The 17,867-nt window shown below is 40.9% G+C and carries 13 protein-coding genes, 1 pseudogene and 1 riboswitch; of the genes and pseudogenes, 9 read left to right on the top strand and 5 right to left on the bottom strand.

From position 1 onward, the window contains the following. The first annotated feature begins 146 nt into the window (after window positions 1–146). Window positions 147–539, top strand: a complete 393-nt coding sequence (locus ACFE93_RS14055; protein ID WP_375473871.1) for a carboxymuconolactone decarboxylase family protein — start codon at window positions 147–149, stop codon at window positions 537–539. Between the two features lie 54 nt (window positions 540–593). Then, complete coding sequence (locus tag ACFE93_RS14050; protein ID WP_375473870.1) at window positions 594–1,409, top strand: alpha/beta fold hydrolase; 816 nt, start codon at window positions 594–596, stop codon at window positions 1,407–1,409. Between the two features lie 3 nt (window positions 1,410–1,412). On the opposite strand, the gene ACFE93_RS14045 is transcribed toward ACFE93_RS14050, so the two are convergent. The 3 genes from ACFE93_RS14045 to ACFE93_RS14035 form a co-directional block, all read right to left on the bottom strand. Further along, the gene (locus tag ACFE93_RS14045) at window positions 1,413–2,999 is read right to left on the bottom strand and encodes a hydantoinase B/oxoprolinase family protein (RefSeq protein WP_375473869.1); all 1,587 of its coding nucleotides are present in this window, start codon (window positions 2,997–2,999) and stop codon (window positions 1,413–1,415) included. 81 nt (window positions 3,000–3,080) lie between these two features. Further along, a complete protein-coding gene (locus ACFE93_RS14040; protein ID WP_375473868.1) occupies window positions 3,081–3,908 on the bottom strand; it encodes a GNAT family N-acetyltransferase in 828 nt (275 codons plus the stop codon). Window positions 3,909–3,918: 10 nt separating this feature from the next. Next, complete coding sequence (locus tag ACFE93_RS14035) at window positions 3,919–6,009, bottom strand: hydantoinase/oxoprolinase family protein (RefSeq protein ID WP_375473867.1); 2,091 nt, start codon at window positions 6,007–6,009, stop codon at window positions 3,919–3,921. A 221-nt stretch (window positions 6,010–6,230) separates the two neighbouring features. Next, a riboswitch (cobalamin riboswitch) is annotated at window positions 6,231–6,381 on the top strand. A gap of 405 nt (window positions 6,382–6,786) precedes the next feature. Here ACFE93_RS14035 and ACFE93_RS14030 point away from each other — a divergent pair. The 5 genes and pseudogenes from ACFE93_RS14030 to ACFE93_RS14010 all read left to right on the top strand — a co-directional run bounded on the left by ACFE93_RS14030 (window position 6,787) and on the right by ACFE93_RS14010 (window position 11,766). Then, the gene (locus ACFE93_RS14030) at window positions 6,787–8,136 is read left to right on the top strand and encodes a TonB-dependent receptor domain-containing protein (protein ID WP_375473898.1); all 1,350 of its coding nucleotides are present in this window, start codon (window positions 6,787–6,789) and stop codon (window positions 8,134–8,136) included. Next, window positions 8,030–8,248: pseudogene (locus ACFE93_RS14025) on the top strand (ferredoxin); the annotation flags it as partial. The gene ACFE93_RS14030 and the pseudogene ACFE93_RS14025, both read left to right, overlap by 107 nt. Window positions 8,249–8,447: 199 nt before the next feature. Further along, on the top strand, window positions 8,448–9,665 hold the full coding sequence (locus ACFE93_RS14020) for an ABC transporter substrate-binding protein (protein WP_375473866.1): 1,218 nt from the start codon (window positions 8,448–8,450) through the stop codon (window positions 9,663–9,665). Window positions 9,666–9,667: 2 nt separating this feature from the next. After that, window positions 9,668–10,738, top strand: coding sequence for an iron chelate uptake ABC transporter family permease subunit (locus ACFE93_RS14015; RefSeq protein WP_375473865.1), 1,071 nt, complete (start codon window positions 9,668–9,670; stop codon window positions 10,736–10,738). Window positions 10,739–10,752: 14 nt separating this feature from the next. Continuing rightward, the gene (locus tag ACFE93_RS14010) at window positions 10,753–11,766 is read left to right on the top strand and encodes an ABC transporter ATP-binding protein (RefSeq protein WP_375473864.1); all 1,014 of its coding nucleotides are present in this window, start codon (window positions 10,753–10,755) and stop codon (window positions 11,764–11,766) included. A gap of 195 nt (window positions 11,767–11,961) precedes the next feature. On the opposite strand, the gene ACFE93_RS14005 is transcribed toward ACFE93_RS14010, so the two are convergent. Beyond that, window positions 11,962–14,766, bottom strand: coding sequence for an ATP-binding protein (locus ACFE93_RS14005; protein WP_375473863.1), 2,805 nt, complete (start codon window positions 14,764–14,766; stop codon window positions 11,962–11,964). A gap of 474 nt (window positions 14,767–15,240) precedes the next feature. Next, a complete protein-coding gene (locus ACFE93_RS14000) occupies window positions 15,241–16,833 on the bottom strand; it encodes an FAD-dependent monooxygenase (RefSeq protein ID WP_375473862.1) in 1,593 nt (530 codons plus the stop codon). A 257-nt stretch (window positions 16,834–17,090) separates the two neighbouring features. On the opposite strand from ACFE93_RS14000, the gene ACFE93_RS13995 reads away from it, so the two are divergent. Both ACFE93_RS13995 and ACFE93_RS13990 read left to right on the top strand, forming a co-directional pair. Next, complete coding sequence (locus ACFE93_RS13995; RefSeq protein ID WP_375473861.1) at window positions 17,091–17,300, top strand: hypothetical protein; 210 nt, start codon at window positions 17,091–17,093, stop codon at window positions 17,298–17,300. Window positions 17,301–17,449: 149 nt separating this feature from the next. Then, window positions 17,450–17,867 (top strand): leucine-rich repeat domain-containing protein (locus ACFE93_RS13990; RefSeq protein WP_375473860.1); only part of this gene is annotated, 418 nt, incomplete at its 3' end.

The raw sequence follows: 17,867 nt of genomic DNA, 5'->3' as shown, positions 1-17,867 counted from the left end.
GCTAGTCTATGCCAAGTCGTTTGTAGACGATGTAGAATTTTCACCAATAGATGCCAAAGGGACATGATATTACTATCTTTAATTGCAACTCAGTATTACAATCTAGGGGTTCCCACTCGCTGGGGAAATCTATATGGAATTAAAACATGACTAAGCTGATTGAATACGAAGAAGCCAGCGACGAAGTACGTGCAGTGTATGATGACATCCGCCTTACACGTCAGAATGACTACATTAATAATTTCTGGAAAGCTATAGCCAACCATCCCCCCACCCTGCAACGAACGTGGCAAGCAGTAAAGGAAGTGATGGTTAGCCCTGGTGAGATCGATCCACTGATGCGCGAACTGATTTATATTGCCGTGAGTGCAACAAATGGCTGTGAGTACTGCATCGCCTCACACACAGCGTCGGCGCGTGCCAAGGGTATGAATGATACTATGTTTGGGGAACTAATGGCGATCGCAGGCACAGCCAATATGACCAATCGCCTCGCCAACGGCTATCAAATTCCCGTGGACGAGAAATTCAAGACATAGGAGTTTAGCTTAATCTATCTTATTTAAAAATAAGGTCTAGCAGAATTATTTACTATGCCCAAGGTTCAGATTAATGGGATTGATTTATTCTACGACATTAAGGGAAAGGGTGAGCCTTTGCTATTAATAGCTGGCTTTCTTTGCGATCATGCCTATTGGTCGCTGATTATGCCATCACTGGTTTCGCAGTATCAAGTCATTCGCTTGGATAACCGAGGTATGGGGAGAAGTTCTGCTCCCGAAAATCCCTATAGTTTGAAACAGATGGCTAGTGACGTTGCAGGATTGCTCGATCGCATCGGAATTAATCAGGTACATCTAGCAGGCCATTCAATGGGTAGTCAGATAGCCCAAGAACTAGTGTTAGCGCACCCTGAAAAGGTAAAAAGTCTGATGCTACTTTCATCTTTGGCAAAAGGTGATGCATTATTCAACAGCATCATCGAGACTTGGGGCGAACTTCCTAGTCATGTAGACCTAAAACTTTATGAAAAAGTCGTATTGCCCTGGATATTTACAGATGCTTTCTACTCAATTCCTGAAATGATCGAAGGTCTGATTGAATTTGCTATCAGATATCCTTTCCCACCTGCAACTTATTCACTTTATCATCACAGCCAAGCCATCCTTAGCAGCGACACAATAGACCGCCTCCAAGAAATTCATTGTCCTACCTTAGTTCTGGTTGGTAAACAAGATATTCTTACGCCGTTAAAGTTTTCCCAACAACTTGCTCAAGGTATTCCCAATACTGAACTTGTAGTCATCGAACGTGGTGGTCATGGCTTCTTGATTGAGTCGCCGGATGCTGTAGTTTCAGCTATGCTCAATTTTCTGGGGAAGTTGAAGCCAGCTTATACCAATTTTTGATTATTAAAAGACTTTACCAAATCCACCGCCGCCAGGAGTTTCTATCACAAAAACATCTCCAGTTTTCATCTCTACTGTTGCTGTGCTATCTAAACTTTCTTCAATTCCATTCTGTCGTTGTATCCAGTTGCGTCCTACTTTTCCTGCTTCCCCACCATTTAATCCAAAGGGAGGAACAAGCCGATGACCAGAGAGAATATTAGCTGTCATGGGTTCTAAAAATCGAATGCGGCGCACAACTCCATTACCACCCGAATATTTTCCTTTACCACCGCTATCGGGACGAAGACTAAAGCTTTCTAAAAGTACAGGATAACGGGTTTCTAAAACTTCTGGATCGGTCAAGCGGGAGTTAGTCATGTGGGAATGTACACCATTAGTGCCAGCAAAATTAATTCCTGCACCAGAACCGCCGCAAATAGTTTCATAATATTGATATTGCTCATTACCAAAAGTAAAATTATTCATCGTTCCTTGAGAAGCAGCTATAACACCCAAAGCACCATATAAAGCATCGACAATAGTTTGAGAAGTTTCTACATTACCCGCAACTACTGCGGCTGGATAGGTTGGGTTGAGCATACAGCCAACCGGGATAATAATTTCTAGAGGATTAAGACAGCCGGCATTGAGAGGAATATTATCATCAACTAAAGTACGGAAGACATATAAGACTGCTGCTTGAGTTACAGCTTTAGGAGCATTAAAATTACTATTTAGTTGTAGAGAAGTCCCTGTAAAATCAATAGTAGCACTGCGGTTTTCTGGATGAATGGTTACTTTAACTTGAATTTGTGCGTCATTATCCATTTTATAAGTAAATGAGCCATCCTTGAGAACTGCGATCGCACGTCTAACAGACTCCTCAGCATTAGCTTGTACAAACTTCATATAAGCTTGAACAGTATCGAGCTTGTATTGGAAAACCATTTTACGAAGTTCTTGTACTCCCCGTTCATTGGCTGCAATTTGTGCTTTAAAATCAGCAATATTTTGGTCAGGGTTGCGAGCAGGATAAGTATGATTTGAAAGGTGCTGTCTGACTGCGAGTTCTCGAAAATTGCCCTCTTCAACCAAGAGGAAATTATCAAAAACAATTCCTTCCTCTTCTACTGTGGTACTGTGGGGAGGCATAGAACCGGGAGTAATTCCACCAATATCTGCTTGGTGTCCACGAGAAGCAACAAAAAATAGGGGTATGGGGCATTGGTCATTGGGCATGGGGCATGGATTATTTTCACTACTTTCCAAAAAAACAGGGGTAATTGCAGTGACATCAGGGAGATGTGTACCGCCGTTATAAGGATTATTTGATAGATAGACATTTCCTGGTTTTAGGGTGTCGCCTTTCTCGTTAATTAAACTGCGGACACTTTCACTCATTGAGCCTAAATGTACGGGAATATGGGGGGCATTTGCTACTAATAATCCCGATGAGTCAAAAATAGCGCAGGAGAAATCAAGCCTTTCTTTGATATTCACTGATGTAGCCGTGTTTTGTAACACAATTCCCATTTGTTCGGCGATAAATTGATATAGATTTTTGAATATTTCTAAGCGGACAGGATCGGGTTGAGTTGTTGTGTACATTTTTAATTCCTTAAAAAATTGTCTAGTAATCGCTTAAGCGCTTTTTTAAATACTTCAATGTTTACTACTAGCTATCACTGTCTACTTCGGCGGAAGCGAAATGTGCAAAATTCCGCCTATTGTAGAGAATCCGGCACGGGTGTAAATTCGTACTTCTTCTTGATGTGCCGCCATGAGAAACGCTACCGTAACACCAGCGTTAAAAGCTTCTTGCACCAACCGGGTTGTTAAGGCTCCTGCTATGCCGCGTCGGCGAAAAGGAACACGCACACCGATACCAGCGATTTCTGTTATCTGATTTCCCGGCACGGAACACACTCCAGCCCCCACAGGTTCGCCTGTTGCGGCAACATGAGCAAGTATAGCGATTCCGCCTGCTGCTAAACTATTGCCAAGACGTTTACCATCTTCGGGGCTTGGTGCAGACTCTCCGTAAGCCTCGTTTTGCACCGTAACTGTAGCAAGTATCTGGGCGTCTGAAACTGGCACGATTAATTCAATATCCGGGGGAGCAGGAAGCAATTGTTCTGAACCAGGAGTACAAATCATAAGTGGCAAGCGTCCCTCAACGGTGAAACCAGCAGCTACTAGTGCCTCCTCTACAGCAGGCGCAAGGGAAGCAACGTACTCCAAACGCGGTTTTCGGTTGCGACTTTCATAGGCAGCGATTAGTGCCTTGACGTCAGTGAGTGAGGGTGTGGCTGCGTCATTGGGGATGGCATAGTTAAGAAAAGGATTGGCGCTATGGCGGTTAAAGCTAGCCAAGAAAGGCCCTATTTGCTCCGTATCACGTTGCTGGCTTACCGCGAAGCGCAAATATGACTGGATGCGAGAGTCCATGAATGGATAGCCTTTTAATTGTAAAACCGTGTTGAGGTTAGTGTAGTGAGGGTGAGTATTTTCCAGCACAATAGCTAGTTTATAGACGTTCTAAAATTAGATGGTTCTGTTCAGTTAATTTCGCTTGCCAATTAGGTTCTACTACAATTGTGCTAATTTTTTCCACAACGATCGCAGGGCCATTAATACTATCTTCTGGTTGTAAATCTTCCCGTCGATAAACAGGAGTATCGTGCCATCTATCAGCAGTAAATATCTTTATTGTCTCAACAGATACGGGCACTTCATCTAAAGGGCGAGTACGAATAATTAAAGGTTCTTCGGGATTATCCATTTTCTGAATTACTTCCACTGAAGCGGATTCAACAATTAAACTTTTCTCTAATTGAATAAAACCATAACGAGATTGATGTTCAGTCTCAAACTTTTGTCGCATCACTAACACATCATCGGCGAAATTAACGGTCAAGGTAGAGTTAGTACCCTCATATTTTAAGTTGATTTTTCGGATTACTTCTACTTGACTTAGTACTTCATCTATTTCGCTTTTAGCTTGAGTTTCTAAATATTCCATTAACTGCTGTAGTTGAGAGATTAGTGCTTGAGTTAAAGGTTGCTCAACTCCTCCTTCTCTAATCGCCCGGACATCAGCTAATCCCATCCCATAAGCAGATAAAACTCCAGCATAAGGATGTAGAAATATTTTTTTCATTCCCAAGGTATCGGCAATTAAACAAGCAACTTGCCCACCTGCACCGCCAAAACAACAAAGCACATATTGGGTAACATCATAACCGCGTTGCAGACTAATTTTTTTAATTGCGTTCGCCATATTTTCCACTGCGATCGCCATAAATCCAGCTGCTACTTCTTCGGAAGTACAATGATTTAATGTAGCGGCTTGAATGTCTTGAGTTAATTGGGTAAATTTTTGAATAACAATATCTTTATCTAAAGGTAAATTGCCATCAATTCCAAAAACCGAGGGAAAATATTGCGGGTGAATTTTACCTAACATCACATTGGCATCAGTAACCGCTAATGGCCCGCCACGTCGATAACAAGCAGGCCCAGGATTTGATCCAGCAGATTTAGGGCCAACACGATAACTAGAACCATCAAAAAAGAGAACTGAACCACCACCAGCAGCAATGGTATTAATTGCTAATACAGGAACTCGCATCCGCGCCCCAGCAATTTCCGAATCTAGTTGTCGTTCATACTCTCCTTGAAAGTGGGCAACATCTGTACTTGTCCCTCCCATGTCAAAGGTAATAATTAACTCGAAACCTGCCCTTTTACTAGTTTGAACTGCGCCAACAATACCGCCAGCCGGGCCACTTAAAATACTATCTTTTCCTTGAAATTTTTGGGCTGCGACTAAACCGCCATCAGATTTCATAAACATTAATTTGACTCCTGGTAACTGACTCGCTACTTGGTTGACGTAGCGACCTAAAATAGGAGTTAAATAAGCATCGACTACTGTTGTATCTCCCCGACTAACCAACTTCATTAAGGGACTAACTTGATGAGATATGGATATTTGAGGAAAGCCAATCTCTTGGGCAAGCTGGGCTATTTTTTGTTCGTGATCGGGATAGCGATCGCTGTGCATAAAAACAATAGCACAACTCTGAATTCCTATATGGTAGACTGCTTGTAAGTCACTTTTTGCTTGTTGAATATTTATGGGTATTAATTCATTTCCGTTAGCATCGTAGCGTTCATCTATCTCAATCACTTGCTCATAAAGCATCGTTGGTAAAATTATCTGGCGCACAAAGATGTTAGGACGATTTTGATAGCCAATTTGCAGTGCATCTTTAAACCCTTTGGTGATCAGAAGAACAACCCTGTCTCCTTTTCTTTCTAACAGCGCATTTGTTGCTACTGTTGTCCCCATTTTTACCACTTCTATCGCCTCAGGAAAAATAGGTTCGTTGCTAGTAATACCCACAATATCTCGAATACCTTGGATGGCTGCATCTTCATATTGTTCGGGATTTTCTGAAAGTAGTTTGTAGACTATAATCCATTGCTGATTGGGCAGAGTCACAATTAAAAAACGTTCAGGATGTTTTGAAACTCCATCGATAATTGCTTGATTATTAGTAACAGCAACAATATCTGTGAATGTACCACCACGGTCAGCAAAAACCTTCAACATTACTCTGTTTCCTCGACACTATAGAGGTAGCATAACAATAGAATTTGGAGTGTTTATACTTCCTCAATTTTAAGTTTTGCTTTTTCAGCTAGTGAGGCGGGTTAGCGTAGGCGTAGCCCGCCGTAGACATCGCTACATCCAACCCAGGCATCGAGTCTGAGAAATTGTAGCTATTGCAACCAGTAAGTTTAAGTATTCTTAAATTCATAATAATGCTATTATAAAACCAATATCAAATCGGTTCTGATGGGGATCAGCCATCAGACGCAAGGGGGAAAGTTCGGTGTAAATCCGGCGCTGTCCCGCAGCTGTAATGAGACGAATATAAGGTATCTCAAAGTCAGAATACCCGCCGACTCACTCTAGACACAAAACACTTATCTGCGAGGTACAGATGATACATATAATTAAAAAATTTTATAGGTACAGATACTGTTTTAAGACAGTACCCTCTGCAAGTTTTACTAGTTCGCTTCGCTGTTAGTAACGACACTCAATTTTGGGTTGTGCTATAGGAATTTGGGTATCCATAAAAAATACCACAGAGTCTTTTTTGCTATCCAAATAGTATCCATCATGATTTAGGTATGGCAATGCATTGCAGCAAGCTAGTTAAAGCCTAAATCTTCAAAATTCAACAGCACAAATAAATACCTGTCTTTACTGAGAACGAGGAGTTTCATGTCCACTTCCCGTATAGTTACTTATTGTGAATTTTTCTCAAAAATCTTCGTTTTTAGCACAATCTATGCGATGGTTTGTGGAGGAAATGTAGCGATGCCTACGGCGGGCTACACCTACGCTAATCAAGTTCCACAAATATCTGAGTTTCCCAGGTATAAAGGTTCTGCAAGAGACTTACAACCAGTTGTACAAACAACACCTGAAAATACTCCAGCATCCACAGAAGAACCAGATATTGAATTAACAGTCATCGAGAAGCTACTCAATGAACCTGTTTACTCACCTTTTCGCCGCGAGGGGACAGTAAAAGATTCCACCCGTCCGGTTTATGTGATTACAGGTGAAGAGATGGAAGCGCAGGGTGCTAAAACTGTCAGAGAAGCGCTAAAATTTCTGACTAGTATCTTGCCTGATGGTACAGTTGGTACAGAAGTGAATGCCTTAAGTGGTCAATTTATCCGAGGTTCTAACTCTGCACAAGTCTTGATTTTGCTTGATGGTAGACCAATTAACGAACTTGGTTCTGGTGGTTTTGACCTTTCAGAATTTACTACCAATATCGTTGAAAGAATCGAAGTATTACCTGGTGGTGGTTCTACCCTTTATGGTTCTGATGCAATTGGAGGGGTGATTAATATTATTACTCGTCGTCCTACAGAAAAAGTGACAACGCAAGCAGGAGTTACTTTTGGCGCACATGGGTTAAATCAGCAGACTATCAACAGTAGTGGGAAAATAGGGGATATTGGTTGGGTTGTAGGTTACAACCGTACCGAAGCCGAAAATAATTATGCTTTTTCTATCCCAGAGGCGAACTTCAAGGGGACTAGGGAAAATAATGATGTTCTCTACAATAACTTTAATGTCAAGCTGGAGGCGGATTTAGGAAAGCGCAACACCCTAACCCTTTCAACCCTCTATTTAGGTAAAGACCAAGGAGTACCAGGAGGAGTCCCCGTTCCTGAACCATTATTTGGTCAAGGCTATTTTAACTCGTTGACAGATAGCGATCGCAATCTTCGTCCAGAGAAAGGCGATAGTTATGATATCGGAATTGACCAGAAATTAGGCGATTTTGGTTTATTGCGCTTGACCTATTTCAACAACACAATATCAGATTTAATCGCCTATAATTTTGCTGTTCCAGTAGCTACTTATAAAAATATTGGTAAAGTTCGTACTACGGGAATTGAAGCAGTTTTCAATTTGCAGCTAGCGAAGAATATCTACGCCTTTGTTGGTTATACAGCAAATGACCCCCGGATTTTGAAAAGTACAAATTCTGTCGAAGTTGATAAAGAATTACGATTCGCAGGTGCAGATAGTTTGAATGCAGGACTCTTTAAAATCAGCAGTAGAAAAAGCAGGTTTAGATGTGGAAGTGAGAACATCTGGCTGTTTGGAAGTTTGCCAACTAGGGCCGGTTGTATTTTATTCCGATGATAGGACTTGGTACACTCGCATTAACTCAAATCTAGCTGAAACTATTGTCAATGAACACTTGGTAAAAGGTAACAAAATTATTGAACATTGCTATCCACCAGGGTCTGTGTAATTCACCCTTTTAAAAATTTCACGCAAAGATATAAAGCAGTTTTCTTGGTATTCCTCTCTGGGCGAAAAACACTTTCCTTTCCTAACAAAGACGCTACACGTAGCTTGCTTACCCATAGGGGTACAAGTCGGTAAACCCGCGCAGGAAGTGTCCTCCTCCATGTCTATGCTTGATAAAAATCATATTTATCTCAAATCCCATGAAATTGGTAAAACTGACTCACTCAAAACCCATTATTTTTTTATGTCAATTCTTCTTAATTGCCACTTTAATTATTGCTTGCCATAGTACAGCAATTGACACATCTACAAATACCAATAATAACGGCTGTATTCAAAAATATGACCCTAATACTGATTACTTCCCTAATAAAATCAAGATTACTCATGCAACAGGCTTCGCAGTAGAGTATCATAAACACTACAAAATCGTCACGATAAAAAATCCTTGGCAGAATGCCAACACAAAGTTTCAATATGTTTTAGTCCAATGTGGAACTTCCACACCAAAAGGATTTAATCAAGCACAGGTAATCACAGTACCGATAAATTCCATAGTTTCTTTATCTACTACTCATTTACCCCACCTAGCCAAGTTAGGTGTAGTTGATAAACTGATTGGTATTAGTAATAGTAAACAAGTCAATACTCCTGATGTAGTCGAGAGAATCAAAGTCGGAAAGGTAATACAATTAGGTGATAATTCAAATGTGGATATAGAAAAATTATTAGAATTAAATCCCGACTTAGTGACAACTTTTGGTACTGGAAACTCCCAAACTGATAGTTATGCAAAACTCACAGAGGCGGGTTTGAAAGTGGGGATAAATTCTGAATATATGGAAGACACGCCACTGGGAAGAAGCGAATGGTTAAAATTTACTGCTCTGTTTTTTAATAAAGACGAACAAGCAGAAAAAATATTTAGTGAAATTGCCAATAGATATGAACAAGTAGCTCAAAAAGCTAAATCTGTAAAAAATCGTCCAACTGTATTCGTGGGATTCAATTTTAAAGGTACTTGGTTTATGCCTGGTGGGAATAGTTATGTAGCCAAATATCTTGCTGATGCTGGAGGTAACTATCTCTGGAGTGATGATAAATCTTCTGGTGGTTTACCTTTATCTTTTGAAGTTGTTTTGGAACGTGCAGCCAATGCTGACTACTGGTTGAATGTTAGCCAATCTTGGCAGTATTTAAAAGATTTAATAGCAGAAGATAATCGCTATACTGATTTTAAGGCTGTGAAAACAGGCAATCTTTACAATAATAATGCCCGTGTTAATAAAAGTGGAGGTAATGATTACTGGGAAGGTGGAATCAGTAATCCAGATATGGTTTTATCTGACTTAATTAAAATACTACATCTAGAGATATTACCTAACCATAAACTATTTTATTACCACAAAATTAATTAATAATGTTAAACAAAAAATATAAATTTAAAATTTTCCTACTAACCCCAAATGCTCCGGTTTTCAAAACCATTATTTTTCTAATTATACTTATAACTTTAATCTTGGCTTTTTTATTAGACTTGGCTTTAGGTTCAGTTGATATTCCCCTGAATGAAGTAATAAAAATTTTGCTAGGACTTGAACCAGAAAAAGTTACCTGGACTCATATTATTCTCAAATTTCGCCTACCTAAAGCTTTAACTGCAACTTTAGCGGGTGCAGCTTTAGGTGTGAGTGGCTTGCAAATGCAAACCCTATTTAAAAATCCCTTAGCTGGGCCTTTTGTATTGGGTATTAGTTCTGGCGCAAGTTTAGGTGTAGCGTTAGTTGTGCTGACAGCAAGTGCTACGACACCAACATTATTAGTAGATTTGGGAATAATTAGTGATTTTGGTTTAGTCATAGCAGCAAGTCTCGGCGCAGCATCAGTGTTAGGGATGATGTTAGTTGTTTCTCGCCGAGTGCAAGATACGATGACACTACTAATTTTAGGTTTATTGTTTGGTTATGCTACTAGTGCAATAGTAAGTATTTTGTTGCAGTTTAGCTCAAAAGAACGCATTCAAAGTTATATCATGTGGACTTTTGGTAGTTTTGCTGGGGTGACTTGGAGACAGTTAATTGTTTTAATTCCTGTGATATTTTTGAGTTTATTGGGAGCAGTGTTGCAATCGAAATCTTTGAATGCACTTTTACTTGGTGAATCTTATGCACGTAGTCTAGGTTTAACGGTGCAGAAAACTAGATTTTCAATTATTACGAGTGCATCTATATTAGCTGGAGCAATTACTGCTTTTTGTGGCCCAATCGCATTTTTAGGTGTAGCAATTCCTCATCTCTGTCGTAGTCTGTTCAATACTTCCGACCATCGGATATTAATTCCTAGTGTAACAATGATGGGTGCAATCTTAGCATTGTTTGCAGATTTGTTTTCCCAAGTTGCGGTAAATCAGGTGGTTTTACCTTTAAATGCTGTCACCGCTTTAATTGGAACTCCTGTTGTGACTTGGGTAATTCTGCGACGCAATTCCTAAAAATCTTTTCCCTCATGAATGATGCAATTTTAACAACTCACAATTTAACTATTGGTTATAAAACATCCCGAAAAACTTTTCGGTGTGTTGCATCAGATATTTCGGTATCTCTGCAAGCTGGGGAACTGGTTTGTTTACTTGGCCCCAATGGTGCGGGTAAATCTACATTACTGCGATCGCTCGCCGGAATGCAACCCCCAATCGATGGTGAAGTGCGACTCTTGGGAGAAAATATTTACAAGTTAGCACCACAAGAATTAGCCAAACGTCTAAGTTTGGTACTCACCGAGAAAGTTGATGTCGGAATGCTATCAGCCTACACCTTGGTGACTCTGGGACGATATCCTTACACTGATTGGTGGGGAAATTTGACACCCGAAGATGAAGCAATAGTCAATTGGGCAATCAAATCTGTAGGAGCAGTACACTTAGCACAACGCCAAGTTAACGAATTAAGTGATGGTGAACATCAAAAAATTATAATTGCTCGTGCTTTAGCTCAATCGCCTATTGTTATGTTACTTGATGAGCCAACAGCATTTCTCGATTTACCACGACGCGTGGAAATTATGCAATTGTTGCGTCAGTTAGCACGAGGAACCAATCAGGCGATTCTCCTTTCTACCCATGATTTAGATTTAGCTTTGCGTCTCGCGGATAAAGTTTGGCTATTATCAACTAATGGTATTTTACACGTTGGCGCACCAGAAGATTTAGTGTTGAGTGGTGCATTTGCTGATACTTTTAAGAGTGAAGGTGTGGAGTTCGATGTTGCTTCTGGAGAATTTCATCTCTATACATTCCATAAGGGAGAAATTAATATGATAGGTGAGGGAATTGCTGTAACATGGACTATTCGTGCTTTAAAACGTGCAGGCTTCCAAGTTAATCAAACTCAAAATAGCTTACCAATCTCAGTAGAAGTGATATCCAACTATAAACAATTTATGTGGAAAATCACAAACAGCCAGACTGTATATACTTATCATTCATTGTATGAAATGATTAATTTTTTGAATTGTTTATAAAAGCATTGCATCCAAGGGAAATAGCAAGAGTAGTAAATGCAAAAATTAGTTGATGTTCTGGTGGCAATCTTTGCAGTCGATTAGTATAAGCTATATCACCATTACTAATTTTGAGCAGTGACTTTTTCCCCTTTCGACTAAAGTTAGTCATTTCACTTCGGTTAAAAATTTAACTACGTAAGATGATGTTAACAATTAGATAGCTTGCTGGTTTAACGGAATTACAATTACAAATTCTGTCCCCTGGCCAGGAGCAGAAATACATTGTAATTTTCCCCGATGTTTTTGAGTGATAATCTGGTAACTAATAGATAAACCTAATCCAGTACCTTTACCAATTGGTTTAGTAGTAAAGAATGGTTCAAATAAACGTTTTTGTACATCTTCTGGAATACCCAAACCATTGTCGCCAATGCGAATAACTACTTGCTTTTGGTTAGTGAGTTGAGTGTGAATGCGAATTTGTCCTTTGTCGGTTGCAAATGACGAATGACTAATGACTAATGACTCTTCTAAAGCATCGATCGCATTTGCCAGAAGATTCATAAATACTTGATTCAGCTGTCCGGCATAACATTCTACTAATGGCAGGTTGCCGTACTCTTTAATCACTTCAATTGCTAGATTATTAGAAGATTTAGGTTTGAGGCGATGTTCCAGAATCATTAACGTATTATCTAGACCTTCATGGATATTCACAGCTTTCATCTCTGCGTCATCTAACCGAGAAAAGTTTCGCAGAGATAAGACAATTTCTGTGATTCGTTCTGCACCAACTGTCATAGAAGTTAGCAAGTTTGGCAAGTCGGTAATCAAAAAATTTAAGTCGATCGCTTCTGTTTCTTGTTGAATTTCCTTTACTGGATTAGGATAGTTTTTCTGGTATAATTGCAGCAATCTTAATAAATCTTGGATATATTGATTGGCATAGCCGACATTGCCATAAATAAAATTGATTGGGTTATTGATTTCGTGCGCTACACCTGCTACCAACTGTCCCAAACTGGACATTTTTTCACTATGCACCAATTGAGATACTAACTGCTTTGCTTCTTGGCGCAATTGTGCTTCTGAGTATCGCAATATCTGCTCTGCTTGTTTGCGCTGGGTAATATCGTGGAGAATGACGACATATTCCTGAAAATCCCGATGGGGTCGGTCTGAGATGGAAACTTCCAGAGTTCTGTTTTTCCCATTACCGATTAGAATTTGTTCGCTACGCTTTGTCCACTGCTCTGGATAGTAGACTAATGCGGGTAGCCATTTGTTGAGGTGATTTCCCAGTAACTCAGATGGGTTGACACCAAAGAACGATTCCGTGGCTGGGTTAGCTTGCCGGATAATGCCTTGATTATCTACGACTAAAATACCATCCTGGGCGACAGTAAACAGGTGTTCGGCAGATTCTCGCGCTTCTGCAATCGCAACCACTTGCGGTAAACTTGTCCAACAAGCGATCGCTACTCCCACAAATGCCACGCTCATTAGCAGCACCACAAATATATTCTCACCGCCCGCAGTTGCTACTTTATTAAGTTTGACGCCAAATAACCAGCCAACTGCCACAGCGCTGCACAGTAAAAAAATTAGGATGCTCACCTGAAGAATGACTGAATCTTTAATGATTACTACAGGGCGCGTGCGATATCGCCGCATCCACCAATCAGGATGGAAAGCAGGGAAGTTCACACGGCGAATTACCGCATCTATTGCTATGACACCAATGGGAAATAATAGCCCAATTAGCAAGTTGAGCCAACCCCAGGCAAATCCGCCCACCAACAGCACTACAACTTCTAACAGCAGAATACCCAGAGATATGCGAGGAAACAAAACTTCCGGGCGATCGCGCCGCAGCCAAAGCCCCAGATGCAGTAACATAAAGGAGACGAACCAACCGATGTTACCAACAGCTACGATTCGCGCCACATCTCCCCAAATCAGATAGATTAAGCACAATACCAGTGTTAATGTCAATGCTGGGACAAACACACCCCGACGGGAGACGACAGAAAATACTGGTGAAATGTGGTTATCTAAGGCCAGTTGATACAAAATTCGCGGGCAATTAGAAACCACCGTTGCCGAACCTAGTAGACAAGCAGCTACTAGCAAAAAAGAAACACTTACACCAGTGAATCTTCCCCAAAAGGGCAGGGAAGCTGCCGCAAGATTCAGAAAAGCATTGTCTTTAAGGTTGGGATTTGTTGCTAACCGCATCACTACCCAAGAACCTCCCCAAAAGATGGGTGGCATCATCCAGGCTGCAACATCTAGAAACCGTAGCGTTTGAGTGGGGTTGCGGCTATCGGCGACAAAGGAAGAAGCTGTTTCACAACTGTAGGTTGCATAAGTGACGAAAAAGAACCACTTTGCCCAATCTACAAAGCTCAAAGATGACCAACTGCTAGGAAAAAACCCAGGACTAAAGGGAGAAAACGTTAACCAGCCAAGACCTTGGACACAGAAGGTCATTAGCAGTCCAAAGGCTGGAATGACAAAAAACAAATGTAAAATACTCAGGGCACGGGTTCCACTAAACGCCACGATAAAGGGCAACAGTGTAAAGCTAATATCCAGAAATATGTCTGGACAGGTAATACCCAGCGTCTCTAAATTTACTTTAATTAAATCTCTGAGTACGATTGTATTCACTGACAGGTAAGAAACCCAATTGAGGAGATATCCAATTGCTGCATAGCGAGCTAGTCCTGGGTAGTGTTGCAGTAGCTTGGTAGCATAGTTAGGTGTTCCTCCAGCTACATTGATGAAATGCATACCTAAGCGTTTTACCTGATAGTTGAGCAGCATTCCGAAAATCACCGCAGGTATCCAGACAAAAATAGCTTGGGAACCGAGAGCAGCATGAATCGCTGGAACCAATGCTGTCCAAGAAATATGAGCTGTCAAACCAAAACCCCAACTTTCAACAGCACTTAGGCTTCTAGTCAAGCGAGGGTAAGAAGATTGGCCCAATGTGGAGTGAGCAGGATGGGACATGATTGGCAGTATAAGGTGGGATACTGTAATTAAGCTTATTACCTAGAGTTCCCATCTCGTAAATGTTCTGAACAAAAACTTTCTGTACGGAATCATACTTAGATGTTGAGTATATCACCAGAGAAAATTAGCTTCACAACAGAAGCATTTATTAAGAGGATGTTTTAAAAGTGTTTGGCTGTGATTTTAGGCACTTATTGATCCCCCCTAACCCACACCAGTCGCTCCACTTGGGGAGATCCCCATGAGCCAGTGGCGTGGATTTAGGAGAATCTAGAACGTTTTGATACCGACAATAGGACTTTTAAAACATCCTCTAACACCATAATTTAGCTTAAAGGTGCGATGTCTACGACGGGCTACGCCTACGCCCTTTTGACTCGACAATTAGTGTTTAGAGGTGAAATAGTGAGCTTTTTCAGAACTTGAATGATGAAGATTAAAGTCGCAACTTTGAGGATTAAAGCCGGTAAACTACAGCGCCTCTATTACTTGCTCGAAATTGCGGCGATACACCTGTTGGGCGTATTCTTGCCACTCTTTGTCTGACGAGTAGGGTGAGCGTTTTAATGTTGCGTGTTGGACGTATGCTATCAATGGGCGACGAAGACACTCATATTTCTCGAAGGCTTTGGCTATAGCTTGCGGATCATCCCAGTTATTCTCCTCGGCAATTTTAGTGATGAGTGTTGTAACTACTAGCGCATCTTCAAATCCTTGATTAGCTCCTTGACCCATGAAGGGAGGCATTCCATGTGCGGCATCGCCAACTAATACGATTCGCCCTACACTCCAGGCTGGTGGAATTTTGGCAGCATCAGCTTCAGTATTCAGGTCTGTTGGGTTAGAAACTTGTAGAGAATCCGAAATGGTAGCATGGTGAATATAGTATGGACGCTGCTGTATCTTGGCAGGAGGAGATATACGTACTAATTGCTTAAGTGCATCAGGAAAGCCTGCCTTCTCCAACTCCTGGAGAGCTAAGTCAATTAAAGAACTTTCAGACTTTCCTTGCAACGAGTCTAAAGGCAAAGCAAGATGTATTATGTACCCTAGTTCACCAGTTGGTCTATGAAATAAAATTATCCTAATGTTATTTGTACAAACAGAATTTCCAGATATTTCATCATTAGTGATTGTTACAACTGTTGAGTCTTGAAAGAAATCTTCTTCTAATTTCGTCCACAGTTCCTTTGCTATCTCAGCTATTTCCCAACAAAATATAGCTGCAAAGCCAGAGTATTCAGGTTGGGCAAAATCATGGTATTGAGTATCTGTGTAAAGCAGCCTCCGAACTGTAGAATTAATCCCGTCTGCTGCAACAATTAGTTTAGCTCTAATCGATTTTGTTACTAATTGTTGGGGGGCAACATCTGAGTTTTGGGACTGCGTGTCATTATGTTTTTGGTCATCTGTCCAAAACGCATAGGGGTTGGCTTCTATTCCTGTGTCACTTACACAATCTATCCGAACACAACCTTTTTCCGGCTCATTCACAACATTAATACAACGGTGATTAGCTTTAACTCGGTCTTGGGGAAGTAGCTGTCTGAGGGTTGTCTGCAAATTGTACCAAGAAATTGACACTCGACCCTCGCCATAATCTTTAAACCAGTCATCGAAACTAAGCGAGGTTGACCGAATTATCTGCCCCTGTAAATTTTTAGAAACCCATTTGGGTGAAGTCTTTGGAGGTTGTTGCTCTTGAGTAGTTTCGACAGTTTTCTGGACATTAGACTGCTTGGGATTCAATAAACCAAGCCCAGTTTTTTTGACTTCTTCGTAAGCGTTAGGATCTAAATGTTTGAGAGCTTGTAATCCATTGGGTACAAGATCCAATATTTGTCCAACTTCACGAAAGGCGCGAGTTTGATCAACGACAAGAATATTTTCAATACCACGTTTACGTAAGCCAATAGCAATTGCTAACCCAATTGGGCCAGCGCCAACCACTACAACATCGTAGATTTGCCCAGGAGCAGAAGAGGAGACAACAGATGCAGCTAAGGTATCAGCTTTGGTTGATGTGTTTGTATCTGCATGAGAACTTGATTTAGTTTTTGGCATATTTATACATAGGAATCTGGGATCGAAGCTGGGCAATATGGAAAGCTATAGCCATCAAGTTACATAGGGACACACAACAATATTAAAATCAAATGCAACAAGTTAGATATTTTGCCGCGATCGCACCTATTATCTGAAGCAAATTATGAAAATTATCGAACCGCCTTCGCGTAGCGTCTCGCAGAGAAGCCGCCAAGAGCGCCAAGAGAAGAAACAGAAAAGTTTATAAATTATTACAGTTGGTGTTCAAAGGTGGAATGATCGCCCTTTTTGCTCGACAGTTAATGTTCAAAGGTGGAGCGATCGCCTTTTTTGCTCGACAGTTGGTGTTCAAAGGTGGAACGATCGCCCTTTTTACTCGACAGTTGATGTTCAAAGGTGGAGCGATCGCCTTTTTTGCTCGACAGTTGGTGTTCAAAGGTCGAGCAATGTCTTCTCTACAAGACGCTACGCAAACGACTGGCTAAGTATACACTTGTCTCAGTTTTCAAACGAGCTAAATTGGCGACTAGCCTAATTCATCTTTCTTTAGCACTTCAATGCAACCCTTGATACAAGGTAAATTAGTAATTAGCTCAATGCTACTGCTGCGAGTGCTTTGGTGAAAACTCTGCCTATGACCAACGAAAAACTGCTGAAAATAATTGAAAAAGCTGCTAGATACAAAGCGACAATATTAGACCTTTCTGGCAGAGGCTTGACAAGCCTACCAGCAGAGATTGGTCAACTTTCTAATCTCAGCACGCTTTACCTCAGCTACAATCAACTGACAACACTGCCAGCAGAGATTGGTCAACTTTCTAACCTCAGCACGCTTTACCTTAGCTACAATCAACTGAGAACACTGCCAGCAAAGATTGGTCAACTTTTTAACCTCAGCAGGCTTCACCTTAGCTACAATCAGCTGACGAGGCTGCCAGCAGAGATTAGTCAACTCTTCAACCTCAAATGGTTTCACCTCAGCTACAATCAATTGCTAACGCTGCCAGCAGAGTTTGGTCAACTCTCCAATCTCAATAGGCTTTACCTCAACT

It is taken from the genome of uncultured Nostoc sp., assembly GCF_964247315.1.
Taxonomy (GTDB): Bacteria; Cyanobacteriota; Cyanobacteriia; order Cyanobacteriales; family Nostocaceae; genus Nostoc.
The sequence above is the reverse complement of the archived record's forward strand: the minus strand, read 5'-3'. Positions and strand labels throughout refer to the sequence as shown.

What these genes read in the sequence shown, in the direction of transcription:
- ACFE93_RS14045 (WP_375473869.1), bottom strand. Translation starts at nt 2,999, where the DNA reads ATGTACACAACAACTCAACCCGATCCTGTCCGCTTAGAAATATTCAAA.
- ACFE93_RS14030 (WP_375473898.1), top strand. Translation starts at nt 6,787, where the DNA reads ATGCCTACGGCGGGCTACACCTACGCTAATCAAGTTCCACAAATATCT.
- ACFE93_RS14010 (WP_375473864.1), top strand. Translation starts at nt 10,753, where the DNA reads ATGAATGATGCAATTTTAACAACTCACAATTTAACTATTGGTTATAAA.
- ACFE93_RS14050 (WP_375473870.1), top strand. Translation starts at nt 594, where the DNA reads ATGCCCAAGGTTCAGATTAATGGGATTGATTTATTCTACGACATTAAG.
- ACFE93_RS14000 (WP_375473862.1), bottom strand. Translation starts at nt 16,833, where the DNA reads ATGCCAAAAACTAAATCAAGTTCTCATGCAGATACAAACACATCAACC.
- ACFE93_RS13995 (WP_375473861.1), top strand. Translation starts at nt 17,091, where the DNA reads ATGATCGCCCTTTTTGCTCGACAGTTAATGTTCAAAGGTGGAGCGATC.
- ACFE93_RS14055 (WP_375473871.1), top strand. Translation starts at nt 147, where the DNA reads ATGACTAAGCTGATTGAATACGAAGAAGCCAGCGACGAAGTACGTGCA.
- ACFE93_RS14015 (WP_375473865.1), top strand. Translation starts at nt 9,668, where the DNA reads ATGTTAAACAAAAAATATAAATTTAAAATTTTCCTACTAACCCCAAAT.
- ACFE93_RS14035 (WP_375473867.1), bottom strand. Translation starts at nt 6,009, where the DNA reads ATGTTGAAGGTTTTTGCTGACCGTGGTGGTACATTCACAGATATTGTT.
- ACFE93_RS14020 (WP_375473866.1), top strand. Translation starts at nt 8,448, where the DNA reads ATGAAATTGGTAAAACTGACTCACTCAAAACCCATTATTTTTTTATGT.
- ACFE93_RS14005 (WP_375473863.1), bottom strand. Translation starts at nt 14,766, where the DNA reads ATGTCCCATCCTGCTCACTCCACATTGGGCCAATCTTCTTACCCTCGC.